We start from the raw sequence: 13,626 nt of genomic DNA, 5'->3' as shown, positions 1-13,626 counted from the left end.
CCTCAATGCGCATCGGCATTCGGCGGCGCCGGCGCCAGGCTGCTGCGGCACAGCGGCACCATGATCAGCGCGGCCAGGAAGATCCACGCCATCAACCGGAACACGTCGTTGAACGCCAGGGTCAGCGACTGACGCGCGATCACCTTGGCCATTTCGCCCTGCGCGATCAGCAAGGCCTGCGCGGGATCGGGCGTGTATTCGCCGACCCGCGCCGCCAACGCGGCGATGAAGCCGCCCGCATGCCGCCCGGCTTCGCCAAGGCTCTCGCCGAACCGCGCCGCGTGGATGCGGCTGTGATCGCCCAGCCAGGTGTTGACGATGGCGATGCCGAGCGCGCCGCCGAGATTGCGCATCAGATTGAACAGGCCCGAGGCGTAGCGCAGTTCGGTCATGGCGAAACCCGACAGGGCCATGTTCACGCTCGGCACGATGCACATCATGATCGCGAAGCCGCGCAGCGCCTGCGGCGCGAGCAGGGCGGCGAAACCCCACTGCGCGGTGAGTTGCGAGGTCAACCACAGGCTGGTCGCGAACAGCAGCAGGCCGACGGTGATCATGTGGCGCGCGTCGACGCGTTGCGACAGGCGCGCGACCAGCACCGTGCCGAACAACTGGGCGATGCCGGTGACGAACACGGTGGTGCCGATGTCCAGGCTGTTGTAGCCGCGCACGCGGCCGAGGAACACCGGGATCAGATAGGTCGATGAGTACAGGCCGAAACCGATCACGAGGTTGAACACGCACGCGAACACGAAATTGCGATTGCGAAACGGCGACAGCCGCACGATCGGCCCCTTCGAGCGAAACGAACGCTCCAGGAACAACCCGAACGCCACCAGCGAAAACCACGCCGCCATGACGATGCCTCCGTCCTCGAACCAGTCGTGGCGCGGGCCTTCTTCCAGCACGTACTGCAAACAGCCCAGAAACACCGCCATCGCCGCCAGGTGCGAATAGTCGATGCGTTTGAGCATCGGCAGGTTCGGCCGGTCGACGCGGATCAATGAGTACGACAGCGCCGTCACCGCGATCCCGGGCAGGATGTTGATGTAGAAGATCCAGCGCCAGCCGGCGACTTCGGTCAGCCAGCCGCCGACGGTCGGCCCGAGCGTCGGCGCCAGCACCGCGACCATGCCGAGAATCGCCGGGATCATCGCGCGCTGTTTGCCGGTGAACAGGGCGAAGCCGGTGGCGAACACGGTCGGGATCATCGCGCCGCCGACGAAGCCCTGCACGACCCGGAACGCGACCATCGAATCGATGTCCCAGGCCAGCCCGCACAGCGCGCTCGACACAGTGAACAAGCCCGCCGACAAGGCGAACAGCACGCGGGTCGACAAGGCCTGGGCCAGGAACGCCGAGAACGGAATCATCACCAGCTCGGCCATCAGATAACCGGTCTGCACCCAGCTGATCTCGTCCGGCCCGGCCGACAGCCCGGCCTGCACCTCGTTGAGCGAGGCGGCGACGATCTGGATATCGAGCAGGGCCATGAACTGGCCGAAGGCCATGACCGCGAAGATCAGGAATTTGCGCGCGTTCGGCAGGTCGGCCGGGGCGATCGCGTCGGCCGCGGCGGGCGTGGGCAGGGAGGTGCTCATGGGGGCCTTGCCAAGCGCGATGGACTTAGTATGATGATCGTCATACTAAGTCTGGCGGTCAAGCCATGCGCTACGACAGCGAACACAAACTCAAGACCCGCGAGCGCGTGCTCGCGGTCGCGGCCAACGCCATCCGCAGCCAGGGCCCGCACCGGGTCGGCGTGGCCGCGGTGATGAGCGAGGCCGGCCTGACCCACGGCGGCTTCTACGCGCATTTCGCTTCGAAGGACGAGCTGATCACCGCCGCGATCGATCACATGTTCATCGACGCGCGCGCGCGCATCGACCATCACGTTTACGGCGACAAACCGCCGGCGCAGGCGTTGACGGCCTATATCGATTTCTATCTGTCGACGCGCCATCGCGACGCGATGGGTAAGGGCTGCCCGGTCGCGGCGCTGGCCGCCGACGTGCCGCGCCTGGGCGCGGCCTCGCGCGAACGTTTCAGCGCCGGCGTGACCGCCTTGAGCGAGCGCATCGCCGCGCCGTTGGCGCAATTGGGTTACGCCGATGCGGCGGCCTTGTCGCGTTCGGTCCTGGCCGAATTGCTGGGCACCCTGGCGATCGCGCGCAGCGAACCCGATGGCGCGCGTTCGGACGCGATCCTCGCCGACGCGCGCGGCTTGCTCAAACGCCGGCTGGGTTTGGATGACGCGGGTCTGGACGACAACAAAAGGGGAGCGCAGCGATGAGTCTTGTTGATGAAACCGGCGCGGGTTTGAGTGGCATTGAACAATTGCGCGCTTTGATCGCCGCCGGACGCCGTCCGGGCATCGCGATCGCATTGGATTTCAACCTGGCCGAAGTCGGCGACGGCACCGCGGTGTTCGTCGGCACGCCCGGCCAGCACGCCTACAACCCGATCGGCATGATCCATGGCGGTTACGCCGCGACCTTGCTCGATTCGGCCTGCGGCTGCGCGGTGCATACCCGCCTGAGCGCGCAGCAGCTGTACACGACCCTGGAGATCAAGGTCGCCTACCACAAGGCGATCACCGACCAGAGCGGACCGATGCGCGCCGAAGGCCATGTGGTATCCATCGGCCGCCGCGCGGCATTCGCCGAAGCGCGGTTGATCGATGCCAGTGGCCGCTTGCATGCCTCGGCGACGTCGACCTTGTTGGTGATGGAGCGATGAACACCGCGGTGAACGCCGCGGGCGGTGGCGCCGTCGATGGCGCGGCCAAGCCGCGCTGGCGGCCTTCGCGCAAGGCGGTGATCGCGGTCGCCGTGGCGGTCGCGTTGGCGATCGGCGGCGCGGCCTACATTCTCTCGCCGAAGCGTTCGGTCTCCACCGACAACGCCTATCTGCAGGCCGACAGTTCGATCGTCGCGCCGAAGGTGCGCGGCCTGGTCGCGCAGGTGCTGGTCAACCACAACCAGGTGGTCAAGCGCGGCGACGCCCTGCTGCGCATCGACGCCGAGGAGTTCGACGCCAAGGTCGCCTCGGCCGGCGCCGATCTGCAGGATGCGCGCGCCGCGGTGCAGGCCGCGCAGGCGGCGCTGGTGTCGCTGGATGCCGAGCAGCGGCTGGCGCAATCCACCGTGCACGCCGCGCAGGTGTCGATCCGCGCATCCGACGCGCAGAGCGAGGTCGCCCAGGCTAATCGTCGGCGTTACGACAACCTGGTCGCGTCCGGCGCGGTCGCGCGTCAGGACGTGGAGCAGTTCCGCGCCGCGGCGATCACCGCCCAGGTCGGCGCGCAGCGCAGCCGCGCCGAGTTCGAGGTCAGCCGCAACCAGGCCGATGTCACCCGCGCCAAGCGCTCGAGCTTGCAAGCCGGCCTGGCGCAGGCGCAGGCGAACGTTGCGCGCGCGCAGGCGGCGTTGAATCTGGCCTTGCAGGATCAGCGCCACACCTTGATCCGCGCGCCGATCGACGGCGTCGTCGCCGACCGCCAGATCGAGCAGGGCGATTACGTCCAACCCGGCACCCGGGTGATGAGCATCGTGCCGCTGGGCGCCTTGTACGTGGTCGCCAATTTCAAGGAAACCCAGACCGCGCGGATGATGGCGGGCCAGCGCGCGAACATCGAAGTCGACGCCTTGCCCGGCACGACCTTGCACGGGCGCATCGACAGTTTCGCGCCGGGCTCGGGGTCGCAGTTTTCGTTGCTGCCGTTCGAGCCGGGTACCGGCAATTTCACCAAGATCGTGCAGCGCGTGCCGGTGCGGATTCGGTTCGATCCGGGTCAGCCCGAGCTGGCGCGGTTGCGTCCGGGCTTGTCGAGCACGGTGAGTGTCCGGCTGGATACGCCGCCGACGGCGACGTTGGTGTCGGCGGTGCCTTGAATCATTCTGACGATTGCCGTTGCCGTTGCCGTTGCCGTTGCCGTTGCCGTTGGAGTTGTTGCTGTTGCTCGAGCCACATTTCAGTCATCACATCCAGCGCTGCGAGGCCTGTAACTCGCGTTAGTAAAAGCACACCCGAAGGGCGGCGCACATGGATGTGCGCCGTGCGCCACCGGGACAGGATGTCCCGTGTGGCGCATGCCCGCGTAAGCACCGATCGCGCGGGCCCTTGATTCAAAAAAAGCATTTTTCTTTGGTTACCTTTCTTTTGTTGCTTTAGACAAAAGAAAGTGACCCGCCGCTTTAGCGGCGGAAGCTTTTGACCCTGCTTGCAGCTTTAAAGGTTTCAAAGCTTCAAAGCTTCAAAGCTCTAGAGCTTTTGAAGCCAGAGGCAAGATCAACAGCTTTCGTCCGCAAGCGGCCGAGTTACTTTCTTTTGTCAAAAGCGACAAAAGAAAGGTAACCAAAGAAAAACGCTTTTCTTTGAATCAAGGGCCCGCAAGTGCGGTGCTTACGCGGGCATGCGCCACACGGGACATCCATGTCCCGGTGGCGCACGGCGTGCATCCTGCACGCCGCCCTACGGGTGTGCTTTTGCTAACGCGAGTTACAAGCCTCGCAGCGCTGGTGGTGGAATAGGGCTTCAAACTCAAGCAAAAGCCACATGGCCTCCCTGTAGGAGCGGCGCGAGCCGCGACCACGTCATCACGACAACGACGAGCTCATGGCGCAGTCGCAAACTGCAGCCAGCGATCTAACGGCCAGCGATTGATGTAGCGCCCAAAGGGACATCCGCCAATCGCACATCGTCCCGACATCGACGAAGGTCATCACCATCGCGACCCATGGCCCAAATCAGGCAACGCACCGGACACTGCGACCGCGACGACGACATTACGTCGGAACAAACGACCCGACGAGCATCGAATCGGGCCTCCCTTCGCCAAAACACCGACCCAGACACCGACCCACGAGATGCCGCAACCGCCCGATCATGGCAACATCCAAAGCGTCGCCTCCGACAAAATCAAGCGCCGCCTCGAGGCCGTGCAAGCCGCCAGACGCGAGGGTTCATGGACACGCCGGCGACATCGGCCATCGGCCGACCCCATCGCGGCGACACAACGATATTCACGTAGTCATGGAGACAACGATGCGATTCAACTCATGGATGCTCAGCGGCTGCGTGGTGATGTTGAGCGCCTGCGCCAGCGCGCCGCCGCACGCCGCGACGCAGGACGACCCGCACACCGGCGCGGTCGGCGTGCGTTCGATCGACAAGCTGCTGACCGCGCCCGAACGCATGCAACTGGCCGACAACGAAACCTTCCAGATGCCGCTGGCCGAACGCGACAACGCCGCGCCGGCCTATCCGCGGGAATTGCTCGCGCAGCGATTGGCGCCGCAAACGGTCTGCCTGAACGTGGCGATCGGCGCGGACGGCCGGGTCAGCGGCAGCCATCCAGTGGGAATCGAGCAGGGCTGCCCGGCCTCGACCGCCGCCGCCCCGCAGTTCGTCGAAGCCGCGCAGGCGGCGGTGCGGCAGTGGCGTTTCGATCCGGCGTTCCGCTGCGTCTATCCAGGCGCCAGGCCGCAGGAAGAAGGCTGCGTGACCGGCAAGGAAGAAGCGGTCGCGGTGAGCCTGGCTTTCAGCTTCGTGTTCGAACAGAAGGACGGCAAGGGCACGGTGCGGGTCGGTGACTGAGGGCGCGGTCATGGCGCTCGACAGCGACCGCGGCGCGGCGGCGATGCAGACGGTTACGCGTGCGATGACCGCGGATGAAATTCAACGGCTCTCCGGTTACGGAGACTTCGGCCCGGCGCCCTCGATGTTCGCGCCGATGCTGCGAAAGTGGCTTTTCATGTCGCTGACCCGCGGCCTGCTGGTGCTGCCGCTGGTTGTGTTGGTGATGTGGATGTCGAACAGGCTTGTCGGCGGCTTCGCTTTTCCAGCGGACGCGATGGTCGCCGCATTGGCTTCGTCGGTGGCGTTCGTGGTCCTGGGCTGCGCCTGGTACGTATTCGGGTACGCCAGGGATGTCGCGCGGCATTGGCCCGAGCGTGGGCGGGTCTATCGCGAGGATGTGGAACACGGCCAGGTGATCCAGCGCCATTGCCGTTTCAGCGAGTGCAGGACGTTTTCGCTGGACAGCAAGGTGGTCGATCTCATGCACGTAATGAAGATCGACGACCTGCACAGCCTGGTGGTCTACGAATGCGAACGCGATGCGTCCGACCCGAACGACTCTGGCCCGAACGATCGCGCGCGCGAACCGATTCGGCCGAGCGAATGCTTGACGCTCCTGCATGCGCCGGTCTCGGGTCTGTTGCTGCAATGCACTTTCAGCGGGCGGGCATTCGATGTGTCCGTGCGTGCGGTGTGGGACGCGGATTGGCCGCTGCCGGACCCCCATCGGGTTCTGGCGCTGCCCTGGAGCGAAGTGGAACAGCGGTTCGATGCGAGTCGCGCCGCCTGAGCGGGCGGGCTTTCCTGTATCGAAGCGGCCCAAGTAGCGATTCGTGAATGGGCTCGATAGCCCACGCGCCGCTCAAACCCGCGAATACTTCCACGACACCATCCGCCCGTCGCGATACGGCATCACCCCGTGGAACGCGCGGGGATCGGCGTCGAACACCAGCGGCAGGAACTCGCGGTCGCCTTCCCACATCGGCAGTTCGTGCAGGCGGTCGAGGTCGACCCACTCCAGCGAGCCTTCGGGATTGCTCGCGAACGGCGTGCCCTCGAACGCGGTGATGGTGAACACGAAACCGAGCCAGTCCTCGCCGCGCTTGCCGAAGCCCGGCCAGCTAATAGTGCCGCGCAACTGCATCGCGGTGCAGTCGATGCCGGCTTCCTCGAAGATCTCGCGGCGCATGCCGGCGACCACGTCCTCGTCGGCCTCGAGCTTGCCGCCCAGGCCGTTGTACTTGCCGAGCTGGTGATCGTCGGGGCGGGCGTTGCGATGCACCATCAACACTTGGCGGCCATCGGGCGAAAGCACGTAGCCCAGGGTGGCCACGATAGGCGTGTACGGCATCGGCGGGTCGGTGGGGCAAGGACACGGGGCGCACAGTGTCGGCGATTCGCGCGGCGACGGCCAGCGCCGGGCCGTGCGCGCCATCCCCCTACGTGACTTTCGACCCGCATGCGCGGCCCGCCCGGGCAGGTTAAGGTGCGCGGGCCCGGGGCGTGTCGAGGCAGCGCGACGCCATTCGCCAGACCCGCACAAGCATCATCATCCGACTCATCTCGACAGACCATCTCGACAGGAACAGGGAGCCATCCATGCGCACGCGTCATCTGAGCGTACTGCTGGCCGGACTGACCACGATCACGACCGCCGCGTTCGCTCCTGCGTCCGCGGCCGAGAGCGATCGCTGGCAGGTGCCGGTGGCGGTCAAGAAACTCGACAACGGATTGACCGTGGTCGTCTCCGAGGACCACAGCTCGCCGACCGTCGGCGTCAGCGTGGTCTATCACGTCGGCATGCGGCTGGAACCCAAGAACCGCACCGGCTTCGCCCATTTGTTCGAACACCTGATGTTCCAGGGCACGCCGACCGCGCCCAAGGGCGTGTTCGACCAGGTCATCAGCGGCGGCGGCGGCCGCAACAACGGCTCGACCCGCGCCGACTTCACCAACTACATCGAAGTCGCGCCGGTGTCGGCGCTCGGCCGCATCCTGTGGTTGGAAGCCGACCGCATGAAGACCCTGGACTTCAACCCGACCACGCTGAAGAACCAGCAGGACGTGGTCAAGGAGGAAATCCGCGTCAACGTGAAGAACCAGCCCTACGGCGGCTTCATGTGGATCGACATCGGCCAGCACGCGTTCCAGAAGTGGGAGAACAACCACGACGGCTACGGCAGCTTCCAGGATCTGGAAAACGCCAGCCTGGCCGACGTGCAGTCGTTCCATCGCGACTACTACGGCCCCAACAACGCCGTGCTCGGCATCGCCGGCGACATCACCCCGGCCGAGGCGTTCGAGCTGGCCGACAAGTACTTCGGCGCGATCCCCGGGCGTTCGACCCCGCCGCCGCCGGATTACAGCGAAGGCCTCAACACCCAGGAAAAACGCGTCAACCAGACCGACGCGCTGGCGCAGGTGCCGGCGATCGCCGCGGCCTGGAAGATGCCCGCGCGCGGCAGCCGCGATCACGCGCCGATGGCGGTGCTCGGCAGCGTGCTGGCCGGCGACGAGGCCTCGCGTCTGTACCAGAGCCTGGTCAAGCGCAAGCAGGTCGCGCTCAGCGTCGAGGCGCTGTACGGCTTGACTGATCCGTGGACCTACAACGGCCCGACCCTGTACACCTTGTTCGCGCTGTACAAACCCGACAGCAGCGCCGACGCGGTGCTCGCGGCGATCGACGAGGAAGTGGCGAAGATTGCCCAGGGCGGGGTCGACGCGGCCACGCTCAAGCGGGTCAAGACCAAGATGCTGGCCGATTGGTACAACGGCCTGGAAAGCTACATCGACCGCGCCGACACCGTCGCGCGCATGCAGACCCTGTGGGGCGACGCCAACGTGGTCAACAAGATTCCCGGCTGGATCGAAGCGGTGACCTCGGCCGATCTGCAGCGCGCGGCCAAGACCTACCTGACCCGCGCCAACCGCACCGTGATCGACCGCCGGCCGACCGCCATGGCCGCGCCCGCCGCCGCCGCGCCGTCCGGCCAGAACTGAGCGAGGAGACGACATGAACATGCACAAGAATCTGCTCGCCCTGGCGACCTCGCTGGCTCTGGTCGCGACCGGCGGCGTCGCGCTCGCCGGCCCGACCGCCAAACTGCCTTCGCAGCTGCCACCGCTGGCCGCCGACAAGGCCCTGCCGGTGCCGCAGATCGCGCAGAAGACGCTCGCCAACGGCCTGGAAGTCTGGGTCGTGCCGCGCAAGGGCCTGCCGCGCGTCGACTACGTGCTGGCGGTGCGCAATGCCGGCTTCGCCGCCGATGCGGCCGACGCTTCGGGCTTCGCGTCGCTGTATGCGCAGTTGCTGACCCAGGGCACGCCCAAGCGCGACGCCAAGGCGATCGCCGAGGCCGCGCAGGGCTACGGCGGCACGCTCGCCGCCAATGCGCTCAACGACGGCGTGATCCTCAGCGGCTATGCGCTGCCGACCCAGTCCGAAGCGATGCTGCGGCTGCTGGCCGAAGTCGCCCAGCAGGCGAATTTCCCCGACGCCGAGGTCAAGCTCGCCCAGGCCAATGCCTTGCAGGAATTGAAGGTTTCGCAGGCGCAGCCGGGCTTCAAGGCCACCCGCGCCTTGCTCGCGGCGACCTATGGCGATCATCCCTACGGCCACACCCAGCCGACCGAGGCCGCGATCAACGCGGTCAGCGCCGACAAGGTCCGCGCCGAACACGCGCGCCGTTTCCGTCCCGAACGCGCGTTGTTGATCGTCACTGGGCGGATCAGCGCCGAGGAGGGCTTCAAGTACGCCGAAGCCGCCTTCGGTGGCTGGAAGGGCAGCGGCGAGCCGATCGCCGACACCGCGCCGGCGCGGCGCGAAGCCAAGCCGCAACGCCTGTTCGTGCAGCGCGACGGCAGCGTGCAGTCGGCGGTGCGGCTGGGCCGTCCGGCGATCGCCGCCACCGACGCCGACTACATTCCGGCGCAGTTGGCCGGCATCGTCCTGGGCGGCGGTTTCAGCAGCCGCCTGATGCAGAACCTGCGCGAGGACAAGGGCTACACCTACGGCGCGCGCGGCGGACTCAACGCCTTGCGCGCCGGCGGCATCGTCCAGGCCTCGGCCGACGTGCGCAACGAAGTCACCGGCGCTGCGATCGGCGAATTCATCTACGAATTCGGCAAGCTCAACGATTACCCGGTGCCGGCGCAGGAACTGGAAGACACCAAGCGCTATGTGGCCGGCGGCTATCTGATCGGCAACCAGATGCAGGCATCGGTGGCCGCGTCGCTGGCGAGCAACTGGCTGTACGGCCTGCCGCCGCAGTTCCTCGGCGAGTACGTGCCGAAGGTGCGCGCGGTCAGCGCCGATCAGGTCCAGGCAGCGGCGAAGAAGTACTACGCGACCAAGGATCAGTCGATCATCGTGGTCGGCGACTACAAGGCCGTGCAGAGCCAGCTCAAGGAGTACGGCGAGTTCAAGCTGGAGAAGTGAGCGCGGCTTGAGCGTGCGCGCGGCCGCGCAGGCCGCCGCATCGCCTGGAAACGACGACGCCCCGGCCCCGGCCGGGGCGTTTACTTTGAGCCATGCGCTCACCCGGCTCGGCGGCGGCTCGCGCATAATCGGGCGATTCGCCACGGAGCACCGCATGTCCGCCAGCCCGCTCGACCCGTCCCCGCGTCTGCTCGCCTTCGCCGGCAGCCTGCGCGCGGGCTCCTACAACCGCCGCCTGATCCCGGTGCTGGCCGAGGGCGCGCGCGCCGCCGGCGCGCAGGTGACCTTGATCGAGCTGCGCGATTACCCGCTGCCGATCTACGACGGCGACATCGAGGCCGAAGGCCTGCCCGAGAACGCGCTGCGCCTGCAGGCGCTGCTCGGCGAACACGACGGCCTGTTGATCAGCACGCCCGAATACAACGGATCGATGCCGGCGCTGGTCAAGAACACCCTCGACTGGATCTCGCGGCCGATGCCCGGCGGCCAGTCCGGCACCACGCTGTTCGCCGACAAGGTCGCCGGCATCGTCTCGGCCTCGCCCGGGCCGCTGGGCGGGTTGCGTTCGCTGCTGGTGTTGCGCGACGCGCTGGCCAAGCTGGGTCTGATCGTGGTGCCGCAGCAGGTCGCGGTCGGTCAGGCCGCCGACAAGCTGCACGACTACGGTCAGCTGGACGACGAACGCGCGCGCGAAGCCGTGCATCGGGTCGGCGCGGCGGTGGTGCGGCATCTGAAGGTCTACACGGCGACGGGAGCCAGCGCATGAAAGGCCAGCAACGCGAATTGAACCTGCGCTTTCTCGCCCAGCCCACCGACGTGAACTATGGAGGCAAGGTCCACGGCGGCATGGTGATGAAATGGATCGACCAGGCCGGCTACGCCGCCGCGGTCGGCTGGAGCGGCAAGTACAGCGTGACCGTCGCGGTCGGCGGCATCCGCTTCGTCGCGCCGATCCGGATCAGCGATCTGGTCACCGTCCACACCAAGCTGATCCTGACCGGCAACAGCAGCATGCATTTCGCGGTCGACGTGAAAGCGCGCGACCCGGGCCTGGACGACGGCGAGCCAGACGAGCGGCTGTGCACGCACTGCGTGATCGTGTTCGTGGCGATGGACCAGGTCGAAGGCAAACCGACCGCGGTGCCGCCGTGGACGCCGGAAACCGAGGACGACAAGCGCCTGGCCGAATACGCGCTCAAGGTGATGGAGCTGAGCAAGGGCATCGAGGCGACGGTGGAGCGGTATGTGCATGAGGGCGATGCTGGGAAGTAAGGCGGCGCTTTGCCGTTTTTGCATTCCGAGCGCGCGTCGCGCGTTCCTGCTAGCACGCCACCCCAACTACGTCCGCCTTTGCTTTTGCTTTTCCCCCTTTGCAAAAGGGGGGCAGGGGGGATTCGCTTTTGCTTTGCTTGAACACAGCGCCGACCGCCTGAAAGCGAATCCCCCGCGCACCGACCAATACCCAGGATCGAGCCATACCGGGCGCTCGCCCCCTTTTCCAAAGTGGGCGCCGATTTCAGCCGCGGCCTCGGGCGAGAAATAGTCGGCTTCGTAATTCATCCGTAGCCACGTGCGTCTCGGCAAGCATGGTCTCCTTTGCCAGCACCAGCACCAGCACCAGCGCACGCACGCACACGCCCGCCCGCCCGTACCCGTACCCGTACCCGTGCCCGTGCCCGTGCCCGTACCCGTACCCGTACCCGTACCCGTGCCCGTGCCCGTGCCCGTGCCCGTGCCCGTGCCCGTGCCCGAGCCCGAGCCCGAGCCCGAGCCCTTTGCTTTTGCATTTCCCCCCTTTGGAAAAGGGGGGGAGGGGGGGATTCGCTTTTGCTTTCGCTAAACACACAGCCGACCGCCCAAAAGCGAATCCCCCGCGCACCGACCAATACCCAGGATCGAACCGCCCCGGGCGCCCGCCCCCTCTCCAAAGTGGGCGCCGATTTCCGCCGCGGCCTCCAAGCACAAGTCCGCACCGCCCTGTCGAAAACAGCACCGCCAACGCGGCAAGCCAAGACCGCGGCCCCCCCCACAACGCAACAGGCCGCCCGAAGGCGGCCTGTTGCGTTTGAATCTTGAAACGCGACCTCAGATCCCGTCGACCCGGCGCGCTTCCATGAACTTGCCGCTCCAGTAACCGCTGTCCAGGCTCGACACGGTCACGTCCTTGCCGGTGCGCGGGGCATGCACGAAGCGGCCTTCGCCGAGGTAGATGCCGACGTGGTCGACCCGGCCGCGGCGGCCGAAGAACACCAGGTCGCCTTCGGTCATCGAATCGCGGGCGATCACTTCGCCGGTCTTGGCCATCTCGCGCGACACGCGCGGCAGTTCGATGCCCAGGGCGTTGCGGAACACGTAGCCGACCAGGCCGCTGCAATCGAAGCCCTGGTCCGGCGAGGTGCCGCCCCAGCGGTACGGCGTGCCCAGCAGGGCCAGCGCGCGTTGCAGCATGCCCTTGATGCGGCCTTGTTCGGCCACCGGCATGTCGGTCTTGCTCAGGGCCACGTCCTGGCCCTGGCCCAGCAGGCGGTTCAGGTCCGTCGCCAGCAGCAGGGCGCGGTCGGACAGGGTCATCGCTTCGGGCAGCATGTTGCTGGCCGACGGCTGCGGCGCATCGGCCGAATCGTTGCGCAGCGAGGTCGCGGACGGGAGGGCGCCGGCGGTCGCGGCCAGCGCAGAGGACTGCTGGGCGAAGGCGGGCAGAGCGCAAACCGCCAGCGAGGCGGTCAGCAAAAGTCGTTGGGTGGCCCGGGCCGAGAGGCCTTGGGCGGTAGCGCGCGGTGCTTGGGGGGGGGCAGCCTTGCGGTTGTGGCGATGGGTTTGGGTCGTCACTTAGTCATCACGAAGTCGTCACCGGTAGGGGATCATGCCCGTGAAGCGCGAGAGGTTGGTTCAAATTTCGTTAGAGGCCCGTTAACAGGTATGTGATTTTGCTCACATTTCTGACGAGTATGAGAGCCTTCCCGCATTCAGGAAGTGATCTCAGTTCTTTCTGAGAACCCGTTTGGCGCCGCTGTAGTGGTCGCGCCAGTACGGGCCGTCGAGCCGGTCCAGGCGGACCGTGCCGCCGCTGCTGGGGGCGTGAACGAAGCGGCCTTCGCCGACATAGATGCCCACATGGCTGACGTTGCCCGAGCTGCCGAAGAACACCAGGTCGCCCGAGGCCAGCCGGGTCGGCTCGATCTTCGGGCCCTGGTAGCCGGCCAGGTCGCGCGAGGTGCGCGGCAGGTTGAGCGCCAGCATGTCGCGGTAGACGTAGTTGACCAGGCCGCTGCAGTCGAAGCCGCTGTCGGGGGTGTTGCCGCCGTAGCGGTACGGCGTGCCGACCAGGCTGATCGCCCGCATCAGCACCGCGTTGGAGGCGCCGGGGTTTTCCGGCTCGACGTGCGGCCAGACCCGCGCGGGCGGCTGCGGGGCCGGGCCGCGGCGGACGATCTGCTTGCCGCCGCCGCAGGCCGCGAGCAGCACGCACAGGCTCAGCCCGGCGACCAGCGCCGGCCACGGCAATGGCCCGCGTGCTGGCGCGGGAGCGGTGTTGCCGGGATAATGCGCGGCCTTCGTCACGGCCGATAGCTTGGCGGCTAACGGCAGCGGCGACAAGACAATTAGAT

13 protein-coding genes are annotated in these 13,626 nt (G+C 66.9%); 9 read left to right on the top strand and 4 right to left on the bottom strand.

The features are described 5' to 3' along the window. Positions 1 to 2 precede the first annotated feature (2 nt). Positions 3 to 1,601: a DHA2 family efflux MFS transporter permease subunit gene (locus IEQ11_RS17230; RefSeq protein ID WP_191822316.1), complete on the bottom strand. Its 1,599-nt coding sequence runs from the start codon at positions 1,599 to 1,601 to the stop codon at positions 3 to 5. Positions 1,602 to 1,666: 65 nt separating this feature from the next. On the opposite strand from IEQ11_RS17230, the gene IEQ11_RS17225 reads away from it, so the two are divergent. From IEQ11_RS17225 to IEQ11_RS17205, 5 genes are all read left to right on the top strand, one after another. Next, positions 1,667 to 2,293, top strand: coding sequence for a TetR/AcrR family transcriptional regulator (locus tag IEQ11_RS17225; protein ID WP_191822315.1), 627 nt, complete (start codon positions 1,667 to 1,669; stop codon positions 2,291 to 2,293). After that, the gene (locus tag IEQ11_RS17220) at positions 2,290 to 2,739 is read left to right on the top strand and encodes a PaaI family thioesterase (protein ID WP_057922210.1); all 450 of its coding nucleotides are present in this window, start codon (positions 2,290 to 2,292) and stop codon (positions 2,737 to 2,739) included. The genes IEQ11_RS17225 and IEQ11_RS17220 overlap by 4 nt, the downstream gene beginning before the upstream one ends. After that, the gene (locus IEQ11_RS17215) at positions 2,736 to 3,893 is read left to right on the top strand and encodes an HlyD family secretion protein (RefSeq protein ID WP_191822314.1); all 1,158 of its coding nucleotides are present in this window, start codon (positions 2,736 to 2,738) and stop codon (positions 3,891 to 3,893) included. The genes IEQ11_RS17220 and IEQ11_RS17215 overlap by 4 nt, the downstream gene beginning before the upstream one ends. Before the next feature lie 1,153 nt (positions 3,894 to 5,046). Next, on the top strand, positions 5,047 to 5,598 hold the full coding sequence (locus IEQ11_RS17210) for an energy transducer TonB (RefSeq protein WP_191823318.1): 552 nt from the start codon (positions 5,047 to 5,049) through the stop codon (positions 5,596 to 5,598). A gap of 10 nt (positions 5,599 to 5,608) precedes the next feature. After that, complete coding sequence (locus tag IEQ11_RS17205) at positions 5,609 to 6,370, top strand: hypothetical protein (RefSeq protein WP_191823317.1); 762 nt, start codon at positions 5,609 to 5,611, stop codon at positions 6,368 to 6,370. Positions 6,371 to 6,442: 72 nt separating this feature from the next. Here the strand turns inward: IEQ11_RS17205 and IEQ11_RS17200 are convergent, their stop codons facing one another. Beyond that, positions 6,443 to 6,931, bottom strand: coding sequence for an NUDIX hydrolase (locus IEQ11_RS17200; RefSeq protein ID WP_191823316.1), 489 nt, complete (start codon positions 6,929 to 6,931; stop codon positions 6,443 to 6,445). Between the two features lie 248 nt (positions 6,932 to 7,179). Between IEQ11_RS17200 and IEQ11_RS17195 the strand changes: the two genes are divergently transcribed. The 4 genes from IEQ11_RS17195 (at position 7,180) to IEQ11_RS17180 (ending at position 11,290) form a co-directional block, all read left to right on the top strand. Then, positions 7,180 to 8,580, top strand: a complete 1,401-nt coding sequence (locus IEQ11_RS17195; RefSeq protein WP_036113996.1) for a M16 family metallopeptidase — start codon at positions 7,180 to 7,182, stop codon at positions 8,578 to 8,580. 13 nt (positions 8,581 to 8,593) lie between these two features. Next, complete coding sequence (locus IEQ11_RS17190) at positions 8,594 to 10,018, top strand: M16 family metallopeptidase (RefSeq protein ID WP_228464979.1); 1,425 nt, start codon at positions 8,594 to 8,596, stop codon at positions 10,016 to 10,018. A 154-nt stretch (positions 10,019 to 10,172) separates the two neighbouring features. Then, positions 10,173 to 10,784, top strand: a complete 612-nt coding sequence (locus tag IEQ11_RS17185) for an NADPH-dependent FMN reductase (protein ID WP_191823315.1) — start codon at positions 10,173 to 10,175, stop codon at positions 10,782 to 10,784. Continuing rightward, positions 10,781 to 11,290 (top strand): acyl-CoA thioesterase, encoded by a 510-nt coding sequence (locus tag IEQ11_RS17180; RefSeq protein WP_036114002.1) that lies wholly within the window; start codon positions 10,781 to 10,783, stop codon positions 11,288 to 11,290. Before IEQ11_RS17185 ends, IEQ11_RS17180 begins: the two co-directional genes overlap by 4 nt. Before the next feature lie 813 nt (positions 11,291 to 12,103). Here the strand turns inward: IEQ11_RS17180 and IEQ11_RS17175 are convergent. Further along, complete coding sequence (locus IEQ11_RS17175; protein ID WP_036114149.1) at positions 12,104 to 12,748, bottom strand: C40 family peptidase; 645 nt, start codon at positions 12,746 to 12,748, stop codon at positions 12,104 to 12,106. 249 nt (positions 12,749 to 12,997) lie between these two features. Then, positions 12,998 to 13,522, bottom strand: a complete 525-nt coding sequence (locus IEQ11_RS17170) for a C40 family peptidase (protein ID WP_191823321.1) — start codon at positions 13,520 to 13,522, stop codon at positions 12,998 to 13,000. Between the last annotated feature and the right edge of the window lie 104 nt (positions 13,523 to 13,626).

The organism is Lysobacter capsici (assembly GCF_014779555.2).
In the GTDB taxonomy this organism is placed as follows: domain Bacteria; phylum Pseudomonadota; class Gammaproteobacteria; order Xanthomonadales; family Xanthomonadaceae; genus Lysobacter; species Lysobacter capsici.
Note: the sequence above shows the minus strand (reverse complement) of the source record. Positions and strands in the feature narration are given on the sequence as shown.